The sequence below is a fragment of the Apibacter sp. B3706 genome (assembly GCF_011082725.1).
Lineage (GTDB): Bacteria > Bacteroidota > Bacteroidia > Flavobacteriales > Weeksellaceae > Apibacter.
The window spans coordinates 465,211-486,837 of sequence record NZ_CP049715.1; the positions used below are offsets into that span (position 1 = coordinate 465,211).

The following is a 21,627-nucleotide window of genomic DNA, read 5'->3' on the forward strand; positions in this document are numbered from 1 at the left end:
AGTATCTGTTACTATTATCTTAAAATATAAAATGCTATGCCTTCATATCTATAGACATTAATGGGAATATAACTTTTACCTTTACCTAAAACTAACGAACCATCTTCGGATATCCAGATTTTAAGTTCATTTTTGTTGGTGGTGAGCAAATGATCCGATTTCTTTTTATATGATTTGTAAAAACGATAAACCGGAATTGTATTAGGTTTTTGAGTATTGAATGCATAACCGGATATACCTTCAAAAATCCATCCTCCTTGTCCACCGTTTTTTAATTCGTTCCAATCAAGTGTAGATAAACGATCACCGTTTAAAAAATTATAATATCTGTATATAGGATAAGATCCTTCCACTTGATTAGCATAAATTTTTCCTAATATCCCCTCAAAATGTTTATTTCCTAATTCATTATAATTTGATGTATAAAAATGCTGTCCGTTTATATTATATCTGTAGAAATTTTTTGTTTCCACATATGTATACCTGCCGGGATATTGTTCAGATATAAATCTTTTATCCATTTCGCTAAGTACGGTATTCCAACCGCTTGACCACCCATTTAAAGTTAAAGATGCAGGAATAGAATAAAGCATGATTGATTGACTGTCAAAAGAAGAATAATTAGTTGTAGTTGAATTATATTTATTTAAAACATTACTATCAACATACGCTTGGTTCCAATAATTAGGTTCTCCGGCATAATATTCATATACTTTCTGTCTATTCCACTGAATATTAGCAGCGGGGCTTTGATGCTCATGTTGTAAACCAAGTGCATGTCCGAATTCGTGAATTATTGTCCTTGAAAACTCGTAATCAGGAGTTGAATCTGTAAACCACCCGAAATTCATGGTAGGAATACGTTGAGTAATAGATCTAGCATCAGTTCCAATATAAGACCAAGACTGACCACTATTATCAAAATTTATTTTTATATCAGCATATTGATAAGCAGGAACATATTCAAAGTTTAAATTAGCATATTTCAACCATTCACCGGCAAATTGTTTTACTTTATTCTGTAAATAAGAGTTTCCGTTTAAAAATTTAATTTTTATAGTTTGTCCTGTATTCCATTTATTAAATTTATTAATTACTCCATTAGCAATAACGTCTTGAGTTGAATCTTGGGGTTGAATAATGTCATTTGGTAAATAAGCATCTAAACAAAAATGTTCTTTTTGAACTGTACTTTTGTCCGGTACAATATCAGAATTTAATGAATCTTCAGTACAGGAAACTATATATACAAATAGACTTACAATTAATAAAAATAAATACGTAAATTTTTTCATATTTAAGATTTTTTAAGGTTTTATAAATCCAGAATAAATGTTTAATAATATTACTTTATATAAAATAATTAGAGTTATATAAAGTGATTTTAACATTTATTTACTTTTTGGATATTGCTTAGCAATAAATTTCTTGTCAGTAGAAGATAATTTATAATTGGGTTGACTATGCCAATGATTTAAAGTGAATGAAGAAGGAAATGAAATAAGCATGATAGAATGTTTATCAAATGCCGAATAATTAGTTAATGCCTTGCTGTATTTATAAAAAATTTCAAAATCCACTTTGTCCTTATTCCAATAATTAGGTGCACCTTCAAAATAAGCATATACTACCGGTTTATTCCATTTTATATTTGAATTAGGGTTTTGATGTTCATGATGTAATCCAAGAACATGACCGAATTCATGAAGAATTGTTTTAGATAATTCATTTTCAGGAGTAAAATCCGTAAACCAACCAAAGTTCAAAGAAGGACTTTGTTGAGAAATGTATTTTGAATCGGTGCCCACATAAGACCATGATTTTCCACTGTTATCAAAATTGATTTTAATATCGGCATATTGATCCGCAGTAACATATTTGAATGTTAAATTAGCGAAATGAAGCCATTCACTTGCATATGTTCTGACTTTATCTTGCAAATACGATGAACCATTTAAAAATTTGATTTTAATAGTATCTCCGGGATTCCATTTTTTTATAATGGTGGTTACACCATAACCGGAAACTTCTTTATCCAATTCTGGGGTCTGAAAATTATCTCCGGGTAGAAAGACATCTACACAAAATTTTTCATTTTCTGAGGATTTATTCTCAGGATAAATGTCAGAAGTTAATGATTCCTCATTACAAGAAACCAAGAAAGCAGATGAAAATAATAGTAAAAAAAAAGTAAAATTTTTCATAATCATAATATTTATAAATTTATCAAATATAGGAAAAAATATTTAATTTTATATTCTGAATTAAAATTAAAAGTATATATAATATTGTGATTATGTGATATAATTGTGTTTTTAAATTATTATATGATAATTATATTTGATTAACCAATTGTCTTTTATAAAATTTTAAATACTGCAAAAAGCAGAAGTTGAATAAAAATTTAATTATTTAGATTTTATAAAAAGATAAAAAAATAAGTTTATTATAATTCAAATAATAAGTAAGTTTGCCTATCAGTTTAATAGGAATTAAATTTTGTTGTTTTTTTTTATATTGAATAAAATAATATTGCTTGTGAATAATCAATTATTTAAAATAGATCTTCGATTTTACACTTTGTTTTCTAAATATGTATACGTGCTAATCTTTCTATTTAGTACAACGATTTATCAATCACAAACTCTAAAAAAAGGCGAATTAGCGGTTGGTATTGATCTAACTTATGCTCCCTATGCCTATTTAGAAGGAATTCCCAGTGGTTTTGACCCTGATTTAATGAGATTAATAGGGGAAAAATTAAATCTTAAAGTAGTCTTTAAAGATACCAGAATAGAAAATATAATTATGGGCTTAAATGCAGGACATTATGATCTTATAGCATCTGCATTGTATATTAATCCGCAACGAGCTCAACAAGTTTCATTTTTACCCTATCTGCAAACCGGAGGTGTATTAGTTGTTAGAAAAGACGAATCCTACCGACCGTTATCTTTACAAGACTTATGCGGAAAGAAAATTTCTTCCATGAAAGGGGCGGCATGGATTCCTAAATTAAATGATGTTACCAAGAATTTCTGTTTTAAGAATAATAAACAAGCAATTGAAGTTAAAGAATACCCCAGTGCTCCCGAGGCTTCACAGGCGCTATTATCCAAAGGCGTGGATGTACAATATGAAGATGCGGCAGTAGCTAAAATGTTAATTGACAGATTAGGAGATAAATTGGTAATTTCTACACACGAAATGATAGATCCCGTATTAATAGGTTTAGCATTTAAAAATGAAAACATAGCCTTAAAAAATAAAATCGCACAAGTTATCCAAGAACTAAGAAAATCGGGAGAATATCAACAGTTATTGGATAAATATAATTTGGCTTATCCAAGTCAAGAATTAGTACATAAATATCAGATAGAAGAAGAATCGATTTCATCTCAAAAAAAGAATACAATTTTAAATTGGAAATATTTTAAAAATCAATTTATTAACACAGATTTTTGGAAAGCTTGTTTAACTGTATTCGAGTTAAGTACATTAACTTGGTGTATAGGAGTAGTTTTAGGCTTTTTAGTAGCATTAATGGGACAGAGTTCTCATTCATTTATAAGAACTATTTCCAAAGGTTATATTTGGTTTTTCAGGAGTTTACCTTTATTGGTATTATTAATATTTATATATAATCTACCTCAAATTTGGCCTCAAAGCTCGATAATACTATCCAATCCCTTCATATCCGGTTTAATAGCTTTAGTTTTAAGTGAAACAGCCTATATAGCGGAAATACATAGAGGAGCATTACAAGCGATACCCAAAGGACAATATGAGGCGGGAAAAGCACTGGGGTTATCCTACTGGGGAATCATGAGATTGATTGTTGCCCCTCAAACATTTAGGATAGCCTTACCGTCACTCGCTAATCAATACGTAACCATAGTTAAGTTAACCTCACTGGTATCGGTGATTTCCTTGACCGAAATATTGATGGTTGGACAGCAATTGTATACACGTAACTTTCTGGTTATGGAAACCCTGTTAGCAGTTGCTATCTATTATATACTAATAGTTACTTTGGTAACATGGATTATTAACAAATTTGAAGCAAAATTTGATGTCCATAAAAAAAGCACAGACATTGATAGTTCAATACAAGTTGATTTTGAAAAAATAAGAGAATATTCGAACATAAAAAATACGAAGAAGGGGTCAACCGCTTTAGAATTAAAAAATATAACAAAAACATTTGGAACTACTTTAGTATTAAAGAATATATGTTTAAGCGTTCCTTGGGGAAAAGTAATTAGTATTATAGGTCCATCAGGATCCGGAAAAAGTACCTTAATAAGATCCATAAACGGTTTAGAAACAATAGATGAAGGAGATATTGAAATGGGAGAAGTTTCTCTTATAGCTAAAAATAAAAGTAAATTTCATAAATCAAAAATGAAACTTCAGGAAATGAGGATAGGTATGGTTTTTCAATCGTATAATCTTTTTCCACACAAAACGGTATTAGAAAATGTAATGTTGGCTCCTTTATATCATAAAAAAAACAATGATAAACAGCTGCTGCGTATGTATGCATTGGCAATGTTAGATAAAGTAGGTATGTTGGTTCATGCCAATAAATACCCTCACCAATTATCAGGAGGGCAGCAACAGCGGGTAGCCATAGCAAGAGCATTGGCTATAGAGCCCGATATTATGTTATTTGATGAACCAACATCCGCTTTAGATCCCGAATTAGTTCAAGAAGTATTGAAAGTTATAAAAGAATTATCTACTGAAGGCATGACTATGATAATTGTTACTCATGAAATGAAATTCGCATTTGAGGTATCAGATAGAATTGTTTTTATGGAATCAGGAAAAATTTTATACAATGAAGAACCTCAACAAATGAAAAAATCCAAGGATGAAAGATTACTAAAATTCATTGGAAATGTTGCTCCCATCGATTATACTATTTAAAATAAACATAAGTAAATACAAGTATGAAGAATCAAAAAGAAGAAATAGGTATTTTACAAAGACGAAAAATTGAAGCAGAAATAATAAAACCTATATACGATATTTTAAAGAGAGAGTATGGACTTGAACAGGCAAAATCGATTATTGAAGAAGCCGTAGCTAATGCAGCCATTCAGGCCGGAAAAGATTTTGCCCAAAAAGAAGATGAGCCAACCTCAGTACAAAGTTTTGTAGCTCTCCAATATTTATGGGAAAAAGATGATGCACTAGAAACAGAAGTGGTTGTTAATAATGAGAACCAATATGATTATAACGTGAAAAGATGTCGATATGCAGAAATGTATCATGAAATGGGTTTGGGCGAAATTGGATTTTTACTTTCCTGCAACAGAGATGCTAAATTTATTGAAGGATATGCTCCAAATGTAAAATTAACTCGTCCCCATACCATAATGAACGGAGACGGTTTTTGTGATTTTCATTATAAACTTGAAAAAGGGAAAACAGATATTTCCAATGAATGATAATTTACATATAAATTCTAAGAGACTACAAACGTGGTTAGCCGATTTCGCTACCATAGGAGGTACGCCAAATGGAGGGGTACATCGTTTAACGCTCACAGATTTAGATAAACAAGCTCGTGATTTGTTTGTATCTCTGGCGAAGAAAGCCGGGTGTTCAATAAAAATAGATGCAATGGGAAACATTTTTGCCAGACGATCCGGTGAAAATAACCGTTTGAATCCTGTCCTTATAGGTTCTCACATAGATAGTCAGCCCTTAGGAGGTAAATACGACGGGATCTATGGGGTATTAGCAGCCCTGGAAGTTGTTTACTCATTGAATGACCATAATATAAAGACTGATCGCCCCATAGATGTTGTAAGCTGGACCAATGAAGAAGGTTCACGATTCGCTCCTGCCATGATAGGTTCGGCCGTTTTTTCAGGTTTAACTACTTTACAAGATGGTTGGTCGTGTAGAGATAGTGAAGGTAATACTATTAAACAAGAATTAGAAAGAATCGGATATGATGGAAAAGATAATTTTTCAAATTATAAAATCCATGCTTCGCTGGAACTGCATATTGAGCAAGGGCCGATATTAGAAAACCATAATGAAGTAATAGGAATCGTGACCGGCGCTTTAGGTCAAAAATGGTACGATGTAGAATTCACAGGGATGGCCTCTCATGCCGGAACAACTCCTATGGAAGTACGTCAAGATGCCTTACTTGGGCTTGCCGAGGCAGTTCTTGAAGTCAATACGATAGGAAAAAATGAAAAACCGGAGGGCAGGGCAACCGTTGGAATGATAAAAATTACCCCAAATTCCAGAAATGTTATTTCCGATAAAGCTTGGTTTTCAGTTGAATTTAGACATCCTTCAGAAAAGGGATTACAAAGGATGGATCAACAATTGTCCGAAAAAATACATCAAATAGCCGAGAAATTAAATCTAACCTATAACATCCGTCCTATATTATCCTTTCCTCCCTTACCTTTTGATGATACCTGCATTGAAGTGGTACGCCAAGTAACTAAAAATCTAAACTATCCCCATAGAACGATGGTTTCAGGAGCCGGGCATGACTCGTGTAATATTTCTAAAATAGCCCCGACTTCCATGATTTTTATACCTTGTATTAATGGAATAAGTCATAACGAAAAGGAAGAAATTAAACCGGAATGGATGAGTTCCGGTGCTAATGTTTTACTAAATGCAGTAAAACATTTATCTAAGAGATAAAGAATAAGCCAATTTATAGATTAAATAGATTAAGTGGGTAAGGTAGAGCATTAAAGTTCTACCTTTTCAATTACCATTATAGATGAAATTGTAAGGTGAAGTAAAAATGCTTAGACAATATGTCAGCTTGAAAAAAATTAATTATGACAAATGTTTATATAATGCTTCATGGCATAATCATTGAAATTGCATAAACAATTATATAAGTAATAGTAGTATTTAGTATAATTAATAACCATAAGTAATTAAAGAAAAAATATAAACATGAGTAAAATTATAGGAATTGATTTAGGAACAACGAATTCTTGTGTAGCTGTAATGGAAGGTAGCGATCCTACCGTTATTACTAATGCTGAAGGAAAAAGAACTACTCCATCCGTAGTTGCTTTTATGGAAGATGGAGAAATTAAAGTGGGGGACCCTGCTAAAAGACAAGCAGTAACCAATCCACACAATACCGTATATTCCATAAAAAGATTTATGGGTACTAGATTTTCATCAGATGCAGGTGAAATTTCAAGAGTTCCTTATAAAGTAGTAAAAGGTGATTCCGATACTCCAAGAGTAGATATTAACGGAAGATTATATACTCCGCAAGAAATTTCTGCTATGATTCTTCAAAAAATGAAGAAAACAGCAGAAGATTTCTTAGGAGAAACTGTAGATCGAGCAGTAATTACAGTTCCTGCTTATTTTAATGATGCGCAAAGACAAGCAACGAAAGAAGCAGGTGAAATTGCCGGTTTAAAAGTGGAAAGAATTATAAATGAGCCTACCGCGGCAGCCTTGGCTTACGGATTAGATAAAGCTCATAAAGACCAAAAAGTAGCAGTATATGACTTAGGTGGAGGTACTTTTGATATTTCTATTCTTGACTTAGGAGACGGAGTATTTGAAGTATTGTCAACTAATGGAGATACACACTTAGGAGGGGATGATTTTGATGATGTAATCATTAATTGGTTGGCAGAAGAATTCAAATCTGCAGAAGGTGTAGATTTAAAAGCAGATCCAATTGCATTACAAAGATTGAAAGAAGCCGCTGAAAAAGCGAAAGTAGAATTATCTTCATCTACTCAAACAGAGATAAATTTACCTTATATTACCGCTACAGCTTCCGGTCCAAAACACTTGGTAAAAACGTTAACAAGAGCAAAATTTGAACAATTAGCAGCCGATCTTGTTAAAAGATCTATGGAACCTTGTAAAAAAGCGTTAGAAGATGCAGGATTAAAAACTTCAGATATTGATGAAGTATTATTAGTCGGAGGTTCAACACGTATACCGGTGATCCAAGAAGAAGTTGAAAAATTTTTCGGTAAAAAACCTTCCAAAGGAGTAAACCCTGATGAAGTGGTTGCTATTGGAGCTGCAATTCAAGGAGGTGTATTAACGGGAGATGTAAAAGATGTTTTATTATTAGATGTTACTCCGCTTTCTTTAGGAATTGAAACTTACGGAGGTGTATTTACCAAATTAATTGATGCCAATACCACCATTCCAACTAAAAAATCTGAAACGTTTTCAACTGCAGCAGATAATCAACCGGCAGTTACTATTAGAGTAGGGCAAGGAGAACGACCTATGTTCAACGATAATAAAGAAATCGGAAAATTCGATTTAGTGGATATACCACCGGCACCAAGAGGAGTTCCACAAATTGAAGTAACCTTCGATATTGATGCTAACGGTATTTTAAGCGTATCGGCTAAAGATAAAGGAACCGGAAAAGAACAATCCATAAAAATTCAAGCATCTTCCGGATTAAGTGAAGCAGAAATTGAAAAAATGAAGAAAGAAGCAGAAGCTAACGCTGAAGCAGATAAAAAGAGAAAAGAAGAAGTTGAGAAATTAAATTCTGCGGATGCAATGATTTTCCAAACAGAAAAACAATTAAAAGAATTTGGAGAAAAATTACCAGCAGAGAAAAAACAACCGATTGAAGATGCGTTGGCAGACTTGAAAAAAGCACATGAAAGCAAAGACATTCCGGCAATTGAAACGGCAATGGAAAAAATTAATGCTGTATGGGCTTCCGCTTCAGAAGATTTATATAAATCCGGTCAAACAGCTGAAGGAGCAAATCCGGGAGCTCAAGGCGGAGGAGAAGGATCATCAAGTAATCCTAATCAAGGGGGAGATAATGTTGAAGATGTAGATTTCGAAGAAGTGAAATAAAAATAGAAATAATACACAGTATAATTGGAAAACCTCAGAATTAAAATTCTGAGGTTTTTTTAATGTATATATAAGAGGAAAAAACAAATTGTACATTTTTGATAAATTAAAAAATTAGGAAAATTCAATCTAGTAAAGGGTTTAAATGATTTTGAAAATATTGGCTAGAAAAATAAAATTTCTACTTACTACCATTAAAAATGCTTAATACCTCATCTTTATTGATAAACATTCTAAAAATCCTTGAATCCTATAGAGGCATAATTTAAAAGGGTTTATTTAATATTTAAAACTAAAAAAGAGTATGTATTATCATAACTCTTTTTTTATTTGTTTTATATAATAAAGAAAAGTTGGTTAGTCTATTAATTAGTCAAAACATGAAAAAACAGTATATTAATGTATGAATATTGCTTTAAAATGGTAAAAAAAGCAGAATAATAAATTATTCAAAGTCATAATATATTTAAAAAAAATAACTGACTATGGATTTAAGTAATTAATAATCAGTCATTTGTTTTAATTGTATTAAAGTTAAATGTGTATATTAAAGTAAATTTTATTATATGAGATAATTGATAGATATGATCTGCATAATTAAGTGGGGTTGTTAACTTATTTGGATTCAATTTTATATATAATACTAAAAAGATATCAGGCTATAATCATTGCGAAGACTTTTTAGCATATGTTACTTTTGATGAAAAAAAGCAGATGCAATCCTTATTTAAACTTGTAAACAAGAATAAATTATCATTTTATTATTAAAGCAAAATATATTATACAAAAAAAGCCTTTTATTTTTAAGGCTTTTTTTGCGTTTTATGTACAATTTGTTTTTCTAAAATGACACATTTTATTTTTCCAATTATAAATTAAAACAAATAAAAAAAATGTTAAAAATTGTATTTGGTATATAACCAATTAAAAATGCAGCAATATTTGTTAAAAAAATCATTTTAAATTTTTATTTACAAATATTTTTTCTTAAAAAATTAATATTAATTTAATAGAAAACGCAAAATTTGCATGTAAAAAAATAAATTAAGTATCAAATTACTTTATAAGAGAGTATTTAATTATATTTGCATGCTAAATTTAGATATTGTTTATAAAAATATAACTGAATAATTATGCAAAGTTAATTTATTTGTATATTGATCCAATATAAATTAATAGTAAATATGATGTTTTTTTTAACATAATGTTAACTTTGGCACGGTATTTAGTATAGTTTTAACACGAAATTAGCTAAATTTAGGTTCTACTACGTTTTTAAGTGGAAGAATTAGAATTAAATAAATTTTGAATTAAATTATTTTACAAAAAAGAAAATTATGAAAAAGTTAGTGTTGTTTGCAGCAGTAGTTTTTGGATTATCAACTATGAATGCACAAAAAAACAGTATTTTATTAGGAGGTAATGTAGGTTACAACCACACCGAAAACAAATTTGGAGGAAATTCAGGAAAACAAAAATTGGACACTTACGAATGGGCTCCTTATTTAGGATATCAATTTACTGATCATTTAACTATTGGAGCAAAAGTAGCTTTTACAAAAGCGGATTTAGATAGTAAAGCACTTCAAGAATCTAATTTACTTGATGGAGATACTAAAACTTCAAAAATCGGAGGTTTTATACGTTATTCACAACCATTAAGTGAAACTTTTGCAGTGTATGCTGATTTGGGTGCAGGTTGGCAAGAGCAAAAAACCAAAGGACATGATGCTTTCGCAAAATATGAAAATAAAGCAGATGGATTTTACATAGGATTTAACCCTGCACTATTCATTAATTTCAAAAATAATTTTGGATTGAATTTTAGCATTGGTGGAGTTGAATACAACCATTTAAAAGAAAAAGGAACAAAAAATAAATCTAACGGGGTTGATGTAACGTTTGGAAATGCTTTCAATATTGGTATTTCTAAAAACTTTTCACTATAATTTAATTATAGGATAAAATTATTTAACGAAAGTTATATAACTAATTAAAAAGAAAAAGCATGAAAAAAATTATAATAGCAACCCTTACCCTTTTTAGTGTGTTGTCTGCTCAAGCTCAAAAGAATTCTATCCTTTTGGGTACAGATTTTAGCCTTAAAAGAGTTAATGGTTATAATGAAGAAAAAACCAATAATGTTACTTTTACACCTGTAATAGCTTATGAAGTAGCTGATAATTGGTTTGTAGGAGCCAAAACCAGCTTATCTTATGATAAACATACTTATGAAAAGCTTCCAAACTACAGTATTCAAGATAAAGCATACGAAAGTAGAATTGGCGGTTTTGTTCGTTATTATAAACCTTTTAGTGAAATTTTTGGTGTATACGCAGATTTAGGAGCCGGGTATCAACAATACCGTTCTGACAGCAAAAAAACTCCAGGTAATTCTATCTACAATGAGGCAGATATGTTAGTTGAAAATAGAGTTAGAGGATATGGATATTACATCGATTTTGCCCCTGCTTTATTTATAAACTTTAAAAATAATTTTGGTTTAAATGTTTCTTTTGGAGGAGTTGAATGGAGCGATACAAAAGAAAACGTAGCCTTGGATTATAAAAATTATAACAAAAGCAAAGATTTTGACTTAACGTTTGGAAAATCTATTCACGTAGGAGTTACTAAAAAATTCAGTTTTTAATTTTATAAATTAAAAAAAATAATATAAAAAACCTCTGATTTATTTCAGAGGTTTTTTTGTTGATTACATGTGATAAATAAGTAAATTTGCTAGTATTTACTAATAAATAAATGTATTATGGCATTATCTAAGATTAATCCAACAGAAACCCGTGCATGGCAATTATTAAAAGAACATTACGACCAAATAAAAGATAAACACCTTCGTCAATGGTTTAAAGAAGATCCTCAAAGATTTAATAAATTCTCAATACAATTTAATGATATTCTTTTTGATTATTCTAAAAACAGAATTGAAGAAAAAACATTGAAATTATTAATCCAACTGGCTGAGGAAACCCAAGTTAAAGAAGCAATTGAAAAACAATTTAGTGGCGATAAAATTAATGAGACAGAAAATAGAGCAGTTTTACATACAGCATTAAGAAATCGAAAAAATACACCGGTTATAGTTGACGGGGAAGATGTAATGCCTAAGATAAACAAAGTCCTTTCGCAAATGCAAAAATTTTCTGAATTAGTAATTTCAGGCGAATGGAAAGGGTATACAGGAAAAGCAATTACTGATGTGGTTAATATTGGTATTGGTGGTTCTGACTTAGGACCTTTAATGGTTGTAGAAGGGCTAAAATATTATAAAACCAGACTCAATTTACATTTTGTATCCAATATTGATGGAACTCACATAGTAGAAACATTGAAACCGTTAAATCCGGAAACAACAATGTTTATTGTGGCATCTAAAACATTTACTACTCAAGAAACTATGACCAATGCTCAAACAGCAAAAGATTGGTTCTTAAAATCAGCAAAATTAGAATCTGAAGTAGCTAAACATTTTGTTGCCCTATCAACCAATCAAGAAGCCGTTACAAAATTTGGAATCAACCAAGACAATATGTTTGAATTTTGGGATTGGGTAGGTGGAAGATATTCTATTTGGTCAGCTATTGGACTGAGCATATGTTTAGCTGTCGGATATGACAATTTTACCGAATTGTTAGAAGGAGGAAATGAAGTTGATATACATTTTAGAAATACGGAACTAAATAAAAACATACCGGTAATTTTAGCTTTATTAGGTATTTGGTATAATAACTTTTTTGGCGCTGAAGATGTTGCTTTACTTCCCTATGAACAATATTTACATCGGTTTGCAGCCTATTTTCAACAAGGAGATATGGAATCCAATGGAAAATATATAGACCGGAGCGGTAAAAAAGTTGATTATCAGACCGGACCAATAATTTTCGGAGAACCGGGTACAAATGGACAACATGCATTTTATCAATTGATACATCAAGGAACAAAACTTATTCCTTGTGATTTTTTTGCAGGTGCCCAAACACTAAATAAAGTCTCAGATCATCATGAAAAACTTATATCCAACTTTTTCGCACAAACAGAAGCTTTAGCTTTTGGTAAAACGGAAGAAGTAGTTTATAAAGAATTAAAAGATCAGGGGAAAAATGAAGAGGAAATTAATAAATTAAAACCATATAAAATATTTGAAGGAAATCGTCCAACCAATTCCTTTTTATATAAAATTCTTACACCTAAATTACTAGGAAAATTAATTGCTATATATGAGCAAAAAATATTTGTACAAGGAGTTATCTGGAATATTTTCAGTTTCGATCAATGGGGCGTAGAATTAGGCAAACAATTGGCCAACAAAGTGCTGCCTGAATTATCAGGAGATCAAGAAATAACTACACATGATTCTTCAACTAATGGGCTGATAAATGCCTATAAAAAAATGAGATAATTTTATATATGTCTAAATAAAAAAAAGATCGTCTCATCAGACGATCTTTTTTTTATTCGTAAAATCAAAAGTTTACGGTTCACTATAAAAAACAAATTACAGCTTTATCATAGGTTTTTAAAATAATATAGAGTTAAACGCTTTAGGTCTGATATTTGCATTTTATAAATACAAATCAAATATTAATAAATAGAAAACTAAAAATTTAAAATTATGATCAAAGAACAAAACGTAGTGAAAAGCACTTACAACGACTCTTCAAAAAACAAAAAATTAGGTAAATTTTTTGGTGAAATTTTTTCATATAACAGCAGTTTAAAACTATATCATTGGCAAGTAACCGGCAAAGGAAGTTATGCAACACATATTGCTTTAGATCAGGCTATTGATTCAGTATTAGATGTAATTGACCGCTTGGTTGAAACAGCTTATGCTCAATTTGGAGATATTGAAGTAACTATCAAAGAAACTCCTACGCCTAAAGATATTATTAAACATTGTGAGAATTTTTACCTATTACTACAAGACGGTAGAGAATTATTTGTCGATGACTATGCATTGTCCATTTTTGATGATTATCAAGAAGCCATTCAACAATTATTGTTTAGATTGAAAAGGTTACAATAATCATTTATTTATTATTATAGAGTATGTAAAACCTATAAAACATAAATTTATTTTGAAAACAAAAACCAAAAAACCTGTGTCTGAAAAAGTAAGGCACATAGAAGCCAACATAGGGCTTAGTGAAGAAAATAAACAATTAGTGTCCGATGCACTAAACAGATTGTTAGCCAATGAATATTTTCTTTATACGAAAACCAGAAAATTTCATTGGAATGTAGAAGGTCCACATTTCAGATCTATACATTTATTATTAGAAGAGCAATATAAAGAAATTGCAGAAATTATTGACGAAGTGGCAGAAAGGATAAGGAAATTAGGTCATTATGCGCTGGGATCATTTAAACAATTCAGTGCAGTAGTTGACTTACTAGAACATGACGGAGAAGAAGTAGATGACGAAAAGACTATATTAGTAGAATTATGTCAGGATCATGAAACGATCATCCGTTTGATCCGGGCAGGATTTATACCAACTGCTGACAAAAATAAAGATGATGGAACCAGTGATTTTTTAACCGGAGTTATGGAACAGCACGAATCTATGGCATGGATGCTACGTGCCTCAGCTAAATAATTATAAATTAAGTACAAAAAACCTCTTTTAAAGAGGTTTTTTTTGTTACAAACCTGAATATTTAGCTATAATTTTTTCAAACCACAATTGTGGAATTATGGTTTTAACCCAAATAGATAATTTTTGGATAGCTGTTCCAAAATAATAATGGGGTTTTAATTTATTTTTTTGAGTAAATAATTTTTCTATAAAGGGAGCAATAGTCTCGGGGTCTAAACCATTTGAAACATCCGCATTCATATGATCATATACTTTATCAAAAACTTTAGCATAGTCAACCGAAATATCACTTTTAATCCTATGAGCTGCTATATCTGTTCGTATGTCCCCTAAATTTACTGTACATACCTCAATACCCGAATTTTTTAATTCATAACGCAACGATTCTGTAATCATGTCTAAAGCAGATTTTGAACCCGAATAAAAACCTCTGAATGGTAGACCCATTTCACTTCCAATCGATGATATATTAAAAATTTTACCTTTATTACTTTTACGCATAATTGGTAAAACCTTTGAAGTCAGATAAGAGGGTGCCACAATATTTAGGGTGAATAAATCTATAATTTCATTTTTTTTAGCGTTTTCAACAGGCCCAACCATACCTTTACCTGCATTATTGATTAACAGATCAATGGTTGAATTTTTAGCAAGAATTTGATCTAATGCATCATCAACTTCTTTTTCATTAGTTATATCAGTTGGAATAGTAGTAAATTTAGCATTTTTAGGTACTGAACGACTCAAACCGTATACATTGTAACCCTTCTTAAATAAATAATTTCCCAAAGCCAATCCCACGCCGGATGAGGTTCCTGTAATTATAATTGTTTTAGACATTTTTATAGTTTAATACTAAACAAAAATAAAATTAATTTTAAAATCTAGCTATCCAAAAAGAAAAAAGGAATGACATACTCATTCCTTTTAAACCAATTAAAATTCAAATTTTAAGTAAGTCTATGAGTACAGATATAGTCAATTAGACCATCAATAGGTCTTCGTAAAGCTATACCTAATTTCATTCCATTTTCAGATAATTTTTTCTCTAATTCATCTTTTAAATAAAAACCGATAGAACCATTAAAATTGATTGGGACTTGAGTACAATTATCGTATTGTTTTATATATAAATCGATAAAGGTTTGAATTTGTTTATCAATGATTTGCTGGATAAATTCATGATCTTTGTTTTGAATAATAAATTTAGCAAATGTGGCAAGATAAGCATTGGGATTAGGTTTTTTATATAGATTTTCTTTTATAAAATCTATATCCATATTATACTCTTTCGACAATTTTATTGATAATTCATGAGGAAGTGTTTTAAAATTATAGGCACGAATCAAATCTGCTCCTAATTTATTACCGCTGCAATCATCCATTAAAAGATATCCTAGAGATAAAACTTTTTGATGTAAAAGTTCTCCGTCATAATAACTGCAATTGGATCCGGTACCTAAGATACATACTATGGCTTGAGTTCCCGGAGGCGTGGTTGCATAAACGGCTCCATAGGTATCTTCTTCAACCACAATTTCTTCAGCATTAGGGAAAGATTCTGTTAATGCATTTCTTACAATATCTTTCATATTATCAGTTCCACATCCTGCCCCATAAAAAAATATTTTTTTTACAGCGGGTTTATTTTGGTAAATGTCAAAACGTTCATTTAATCTTTTGATCATTTCCTCTTTATTTATGGCTTCGGGACTTAAACCTTTAGTTTGTGTTGAGAATAGACGATTGCCATTATTATCAATGGCTATCCAATCGGCTTTAGTAGCACCTGAATCTGCTAGAAGAATCATATTTTTTGTTTTTAATTTTAGTTATGTTTCAAAAGTACAAAATAAAAATATTTATAGTAAAAATAAATATTCTATAAATGTTGGTTAAATTATCTTATTAGTAATGGTTAAGATGCTCAATTTATTACAACTAATAAGTATATATACTAATGTTTGAAATAGCTTAACTATCTCTTTACAGACTAAAATTAATAAAAGATATCATTGAAACTGTAAATATTTATCAAATGTTGATTTAAATCATACGATTAGGTATAAAAAATAAAATAAATTTAAATTTATGCATATTAAATTTATAGATACCCTGTTCTGCCAATAAAATATGGAGAAATTAAAATTTTGTTAAAAAATTAACATTTACTTCAAATAAGTCAATGAAATGGTAAGGTTTCCAAGTATCAAAAACACCATTTTAACCTTAAAATTAGATAAAATTAATCATTTCTAAATATGATATTAATCAATTAGAATATTGTTAATTATATGATAATGATATATTTAAATGTATAATGATTTAAGGTTAGCTTACATATCTTTGATAATTTATATTATCATAGGATATTTAATTTATATTTGTATAAACACGTAAAACTTACATGTTTATAGTAATTTTTATAAAAAATAAATTAAAAACTACATATATGAGAAGAAAGATTTTTACTACTTTAACAATCTTGTCTCTTTTTTTTTCAAAAGCGCAGCAAAAAGAATTTATTTTAATCGATAATGGAAATGGAGTCAATTTAGGGTATTCCCCATTATCAGGTGTAAAAATTATAACTGTTGACGGTTTGAAATTCAAAGACCTTAATAGAAACGGAAAACTTGATAAATATGAAGATTGGAGATTATCCGCAGATGAAAGGGCTAAAGATTTAGTTCAAAAAATGTCCTTGGAACAGATCGCAGGATTAATGCTTTATAGTAATCATCAAGCTATACCTTCAAACGATAGTGGATTTGCATCTGGAACCTATAATGGAAAAATCTCTTCTGCCAGTGGAGCACAACCTTGGGAACTATCAGACGCACAGAAAAAATTTCTGCAAAAGGATAATTTAAGACATATATTAATAACTTCGGTTCAAAGCCCTGAAGTTGCAGCACGATGGAATAATCAAATGCAAGCATACGTGGAGGGGTTGGGATTAGGAATTCCGGGAAATACAAGTTCAGATCCCCGACATTCTGACCAAGTTACCGGAAATATAAAATCTGAATTTAATGCAGGAGCAGGAGGCGCCATATCACTTTGGCCGGATGGGTTAGGCTTAGGAGCAACATTTGATCCGTCACTTGTACAAAAATTTGGTAATATAGCAGCACAAGAATATAGGGCTTTAGGAATAACTACAGCTTTATCTCCTCAAATAGATTTAGGAACAGAACCCCGATGGTATAGAATCTACATGACATTTGGAGAAAGCCCGGAACTAACTACAGATATGGCCAGGGCCTATATAGATGGTTTCCAAACTTCTTTTGGTAAAGATGAAATTGCAGACGGATGGGGATATAAAAGTGTTAATACAATGGTTAAACATTGGCCGGGTGGAGGACCGGAAGAGGGCGGTAGAGATGCACATTGGGCGTTTGGAAAATATGCAGTATATCCAGGGAATAATTTTGATACACACATGAGCCCTTTTGTTAACGGAGCTTTTAATCTCAATGGAAAAACTTCCAAAGCTTCAGCAGTTATGCCTTATTACACCATTTCATATAATCAATCAAAAGACGGAAGTAATTATGCAAATGGCTTCAATAAATATATCATTACCGATTTACTTAGAGATAAGTTTGGGTATGATGGGGTGTTATGTACAGATTGGCTGATAACAGCCAATGAGGGTAAAACTCCGGATGAATTTAAAGGTAAGCCTTGGGGAGTGGAAAATAAAACCATAGCTCAAAGACATTATATTGCCTTAATGGCCGGAATGGATCAATTTGGAGGCAACAATATTATGCAACCCATATTAGAAGCCTACAAAATGGGAGTAAAGGAATACGGGAATAAATATATGAGAAATCGTTTTGAGCAATCAGGAATACGATTATTAAAAAATATTTTCAGGCTGGGATTGTTTGAAAATCCGTATTTAAACGTTGAGCAAAGTGTTAAAACAGTTGGAAATCCTGAATTTATGCAAGCGGGTTATGAAGCACAAATAAAATCAGTGGTATTGCTTAAAAATAAAAAACGAATACTACCTATAAAAGATAAAAAAACGGTATATATACCAAAAAACTATCAACCTTCCATAAAAGATTGGTGGGGAAAATGGTCTGAACCAAAATTAGATTATTCGGTTAATATAGAGTTAGTTAAGAAATATTATCATGTTACAGAAGATCCTGAAAAAGCAGATTTTTCCATAGTCTTTGTTTCAAGTCCTCAAACTAACAACGATGGCGGGGGATATGATATAGCCGATAGAAATAATGGAGGAAATGGATATGTTCCCATTTCCTTACAATATAACAGCTATACGGCTTTAAATGCGCGTGAGCACAGTATAGCAGCAGGAGATCCCGTAATAGATCCTTCAATTAAAGATCGAAGTTACAAAGATAAAACGGTTACCGTTTCCAATTCATCCGATCTATCTACCATATTAACTACAAAAAGTCAAATGGGAAATAAACCGGTCATAGTAGTAGTAAATATCAGTCGCCCTATGATTTTTAATGAATTTGAATCTAGAGTTGATGGAATAATAGCAAGATTTGGAATTGGAGAACAAGCCATAATGGATATTATTTCCGGGAAATACGAACCCTCCGGATTATTACCCCTTCAAATGCCTGCAAATATGAACACGGTTGAAAAACAGAAAGAAGATATTCCTTTTGACATGGAATGTCATCAAGACAGCGAAGGGAATGTCTATAATTTTGGTTTTGGTTTAGATTGGAAAGGTGTTATCAAAGATTCTAGGACCGCAAAATACGGTATAAAAAAATAAATATAAATTTAGGTTAATAATATGCTATAAATAAAAAAAACAAATTATAATGATATAAAATATAAAGTCATAATTAAACTAAAACCACAAAAAGATTAATTAAGTATGAGAAGAGCAGTTAAGTCTCTTAGTGCTATTATGATTGTTTCTACTATGAATTTGATACAGGCACAAGAGAATAAATCTGATAGTTTAAAAACTAAAACAGATGTAAAAAAAGATCAGAACACTTCCGTGATGTTAAATGCCTCAGCCGATAACGGGCCAAGAAATGTAAACATTGGTTTACCGGCAAGTGTGGGAGGAACTACTATTTTAGAAAATGGGTTACCGGTTGTGATGGACTACGTCGTACAAATGCCCGTGAGGGCCTGGAGGTCAGATTCCAGTTTTGAAAAGATGGACGTATTAGATGTTGCAAAGACCGCTATAAGCGTAGGGGATGTGGGAGTATCAGTAAATACTTATACCAATAAAGGAACAGATAAATTACAAGGTAAAGGTGAATTTGTCACCAATTCTTACGGATTATTAAGAGGAAGCTTTAATGTAAGTGGACCGATGAAAAACGGATTTTATTATTCGGTTAGTGCTTATGCTAACATGGATCCCGGAACATTTACATCTGCCTTTTCGCAATTTTTAGATAAAACTCAAATTTATAAAGTATTTATAAATAAAAAATACAATGACGGAAAAGGAGAAATTGGAGTACAATATAAATTTATCAGTTCACAAGCGATAACAACTAAACAAAATCCTTATTACTATCGTTCCAACGGAAAAGTAGATGCAGTAGAAGGATTCAAATTAGGCAGAGATTCCTATCTGGAAAAATCCGGATTGGTGCATTATATAGATCCGCTTTCAGGAGAATATACTACTCGAGATATAATGAAAGGAAGTGGAGGTGAAAATCATATTTTCGATATCATCGGAAAAAATAGTCTTACAAATGGGATGAAGCTGGATTATATTTTTAGATATCAATATGCTGAATCCGGATATTTTAATCCGTACTATTCATCCATAAGTAACCCGGTTGAAGGTAAAACACGTTTCCGCTATGTAGGTTCCGATAACATTTATAATGGAAAAGTACAATCGGTTTTAATGCTTTTCACCCCCCGAGCTCCATTCAATACTTATATGAGCCGCGTGGAATTAAGCAAAAAAACGTCTAAACACAATTGGAATATCGGATTTAATGAATGGTATTACCATATCAACAATTATAATACGGCCTCTTATTCCTATTATCATGAAGTGGCTCCAAATCCATCACTGTTAATTCAAGAAAATTACGATCCACTTACCGGGACTTGGACACCAAGAAAAGGTTCAGACGAATTTGGAGGATATAATCATAATGGCGCTATGCAATATTATACCGGTGGAGAAAATAAGATGGCTGTATATGGTACTGAAAAATGGACGCCTTCTGATAAAATACAAGTGGGTGGAGGTGTGAGATTGGAATGGCAAAACATTAATGGAGAATGGTATAAAGGGGAAGACAGAAAATTAGCCGGAACAAATTGGGTATCCGGAAATAAAACAAAAGTTAAAAAAGATTGGATTAATAAAACTTTTACAGTCAATGCACTATGGAAAATCATCCCTTCATTTGGACTTCAAGGAGAGGCAACCTATGGGGAATTAGGTGGAAAGTTAAGTAGTTATGCTGGTGCAGACGACCCGGGAATTAAAAAGTCAAAAATACCCGGAGCTTCATTCGGAATATACTTTAACCATGCTTTGGTAAGAGTAGTATCTAAAGTTACCTACATTCAGAGAAGTAATTTTACGAATAATTCCACTTTTACCAATCCAAAAGATCCAACCGATTATATGAAAAAAACTATTAGCTATGATGTTAAAACCATAGGATGGACAACCGATGCTTTGGTTACACCATTTAAAAATTTTCAATTTCATATGTTACTTACCCTACAAAATCCCGAATACAAAAATTACAAATTTGAAGCGTATGATGTAAAATATGATTACGATGGGAATATAGCAAGAAGCGTATCAAAAACCATAATAGAATTAGACCCAAGCTATAATTGGAAGAAATTTAAATTTTGGGGAAGTGCGCGATATTTCAGTAAAGAATATGCAAATTATACGAATTCATTATTTTTTGCAGGAAGATGGGAAACGTTTGCGGGTATAGATTTTAAATATAACAGTAACCTGAGTTTTGGAGTAAGTGCGGTTAACTTATTAAACCAAAGTGGTGCACAAGGCTCTATTTCTGGAACTAATACAGCTGTAGATCCTACTCCTTATTATAATAAACCGGTAGCAGGAACTTACATCCGACCTTTTACCCTGGAATTTAAAACTAAGTTTAAATTTTAA

General features: G+C 31.1%; 15 protein-coding genes and 1 pseudogene. 12 read left to right on the forward strand and 4 right to left on the reverse strand.

What is annotated here, in order from left to right:
* Positions 1 to 14 precede the first annotated feature (14 nt).
* Together G8C41_RS10075 and G8C41_RS02130 are read right to left on the reverse strand one after the other, a co-directional pair.
* Positions 15 to 1,295, reverse strand: coding sequence for a matrixin family metalloprotease (locus tag G8C41_RS10075; protein WP_185152302.1), 1,281 nt, complete (start codon positions 1,293 to 1,295; stop codon positions 15 to 17).
* 96 nt (positions 1,296 to 1,391) lie between these two features.
* The gene (locus G8C41_RS02130; protein ID WP_166005961.1) at positions 1,392 to 2,204 is read right to left on the reverse strand and encodes a M12 family metallopeptidase; all 813 of its coding nucleotides are present in this window, start codon (positions 2,202 to 2,204) and stop codon (positions 1,392 to 1,394) included.
* Positions 2,205 to 2,601: 397 nt separating this feature from the next.
* On the opposite strand from G8C41_RS02130, the pseudogene G8C41_RS10210 reads away from it, so the two are divergent.
* The 10 genes and pseudogenes from G8C41_RS10210 to G8C41_RS02175 all read left to right on the forward strand — a co-directional run.
* A pseudogene (locus G8C41_RS10210) lies at positions 2,602 to 4,059 on the forward strand (ABC transporter substrate-binding protein/permease); the annotation flags it as partial.
* Positions 4,060 to 4,146: 87 nt separating this feature from the next.
* Positions 4,147 to 4,932, forward strand: coding sequence for an amino acid ABC transporter ATP-binding protein (locus tag G8C41_RS10215; protein ID WP_255467093.1), 786 nt, complete (start codon positions 4,147 to 4,149; stop codon positions 4,930 to 4,932).
* Positions 4,933 to 4,955: 23 nt separating this feature from the next.
* Positions 4,956 to 5,456 carry an L-2-amino-thiazoline-4-carboxylic acid hydrolase gene (locus tag G8C41_RS02140; RefSeq protein WP_160557196.1) on the forward strand — a complete coding sequence of 167 codons (501 nt, stop codon included), beginning with the start codon at positions 4,956 to 4,958 and terminating at the stop codon, positions 5,454 to 5,456.
* Positions 5,449 to 6,684, forward strand: coding sequence for a M20 family metallo-hydrolase (locus G8C41_RS02145; protein WP_166005963.1), 1,236 nt, complete (start codon positions 5,449 to 5,451; stop codon positions 6,682 to 6,684). The genes G8C41_RS02140 and G8C41_RS02145 overlap by 8 nt, the downstream gene beginning before the upstream one ends.
* A 264-nt stretch (positions 6,685 to 6,948) precedes the next feature.
* Positions 6,949 to 8,862, forward strand: a complete 1,914-nt coding sequence (dnaK, locus tag G8C41_RS02150; protein WP_105297971.1) for a molecular chaperone DnaK — start codon at positions 6,949 to 6,951, stop codon at positions 8,860 to 8,862.
* A 1,337-nt stretch (positions 8,863 to 10,199) separates the two neighbouring features.
* Entirely contained in the window at positions 10,200 to 10,811 is a 612-nt protein-coding gene (locus tag G8C41_RS02155; RefSeq protein ID WP_105297970.1) for an outer membrane beta-barrel protein, read from the forward strand.
* Positions 10,812 to 10,870: 59 nt separating this feature from the next.
* Positions 10,871 to 11,512, forward strand: coding sequence for a hypothetical protein (locus tag G8C41_RS02160; protein ID WP_105297969.1), 642 nt, complete (start codon positions 10,871 to 10,873; stop codon positions 11,510 to 11,512).
* 117 nt (positions 11,513 to 11,629) lie between these two features.
* Complete coding sequence (gene pgi / locus G8C41_RS02165) at positions 11,630 to 13,279, forward strand: glucose-6-phosphate isomerase (RefSeq protein WP_166005964.1); 1,650 nt, start codon at positions 11,630 to 11,632, stop codon at positions 13,277 to 13,279.
* A gap of 213 nt (positions 13,280 to 13,492) precedes the next feature.
* Positions 13,493 to 13,906 carry a hypothetical protein gene (locus G8C41_RS02170; RefSeq protein ID WP_185150282.1) on the forward strand — a complete coding sequence of 138 codons (414 nt, stop codon included), beginning with the start codon at positions 13,493 to 13,495 and terminating at the stop codon, positions 13,904 to 13,906.
* A gap of 52 nt (positions 13,907 to 13,958) precedes the next feature.
* Positions 13,959 to 14,480, forward strand: a complete 522-nt coding sequence (locus tag G8C41_RS02175) for a Dps family protein (protein ID WP_255466985.1) — start codon at positions 13,959 to 13,961, stop codon at positions 14,478 to 14,480.
* A gap of 45 nt (positions 14,481 to 14,525) precedes the next feature.
* Here G8C41_RS02175 and G8C41_RS02180 read toward each other — a convergent pair whose 3' ends face one another.
* Together G8C41_RS02180 and G8C41_RS02185 are read right to left on the reverse strand one after the other, a co-directional pair.
* Entirely contained in the window at positions 14,526 to 15,320 is a 795-nt protein-coding gene (locus G8C41_RS02180; RefSeq protein ID WP_185150448.1) for an SDR family NAD(P)-dependent oxidoreductase, read from the reverse strand.
* Positions 15,321 to 15,430: 110 nt separating this feature from the next.
* Positions 15,431 to 16,291, reverse strand: a complete 861-nt coding sequence (locus G8C41_RS02185) for an N-acetylglucosamine kinase (protein WP_105297966.1) — start codon at positions 16,289 to 16,291, stop codon at positions 15,431 to 15,433.
* A 641-nt stretch (positions 16,292 to 16,932) separates the two neighbouring features.
* On the opposite strand from G8C41_RS02185, the gene G8C41_RS02190 reads away from it, so the two are divergent.
* Both G8C41_RS02190 and G8C41_RS02195 read left to right on the forward strand, forming a co-directional pair.
* Positions 16,933 to 19,260, forward strand: coding sequence for a glycoside hydrolase family 3 protein (locus tag G8C41_RS02190; RefSeq protein WP_166005965.1), 2,328 nt, complete (start codon positions 16,933 to 16,935; stop codon positions 19,258 to 19,260).
* A 105-nt stretch (positions 19,261 to 19,365) separates the two neighbouring features.
* Positions 19,366 to 21,627: a TonB-dependent receptor gene (locus G8C41_RS02195; protein WP_166005966.1), complete on the forward strand. Its 2,262-nt coding sequence runs from the start codon at positions 19,366 to 19,368 to the stop codon at positions 21,625 to 21,627.

Coding starts and splice junctions, on each gene's coding strand:
- G8C41_RS02130 (WP_166005961.1), bottom strand. CDS start 2,204: ATGAAAAATTTTACTTTTTTTTTACTATTATTTTCATCTGCTTTCTTG.
- G8C41_RS02155 (WP_105297970.1), top strand. CDS start 10,200: ATGAAAAAGTTAGTGTTGTTTGCAGCAGTAGTTTTTGGATTATCAACT.
- G8C41_RS02190 (WP_166005965.1), top strand. CDS start 16,933: ATGAGAAGAAAGATTTTTACTACTTTAACAATCTTGTCTCTTTTTTTT.
- dnaK (WP_105297971.1), top strand. CDS start 6,949: ATGAGTAAAATTATAGGAATTGATTTAGGAACAACGAATTCTTGTGTA.
- G8C41_RS02140 (WP_160557196.1), top strand. CDS start 4,956: ATGAAGAATCAAAAAGAAGAAATAGGTATTTTACAAAGACGAAAAATT.
- G8C41_RS02160 (WP_105297969.1), top strand. CDS start 10,871: ATGAAAAAAATTATAATAGCAACCCTTACCCTTTTTAGTGTGTTGTCT.
- G8C41_RS02185 (WP_105297966.1), bottom strand. CDS start 16,291: ATGATTCTTCTAGCAGATTCAGGTGCTACTAAAGCCGATTGGATAGCC.
- G8C41_RS10075 (WP_185152302.1), bottom strand. CDS start 1,295: ATGAAAAAATTTACGTATTTATTTTTATTAATTGTAAGTCTATTTGTA.
- G8C41_RS02180 (WP_185150448.1), bottom strand. CDS start 15,320: ATGTCTAAAACAATTATAATTACAGGAACCTCATCCGGCGTGGGATTG.
- G8C41_RS02170 (WP_185150282.1), top strand. CDS start 13,493: ATGATCAAAGAACAAAACGTAGTGAAAAGCACTTACAACGACTCTTCA.
- G8C41_RS02145 (WP_166005963.1), top strand. CDS start 5,449: ATGAATGATAATTTACATATAAATTCTAAGAGACTACAAACGTGGTTA.
- G8C41_RS02195 (WP_166005966.1), top strand. CDS start 19,366: ATGAGAAGAGCAGTTAAGTCTCTTAGTGCTATTATGATTGTTTCTACT.
- pgi (WP_166005964.1), top strand. CDS start 11,630: ATGGCATTATCTAAGATTAATCCAACAGAAACCCGTGCATGGCAATTA.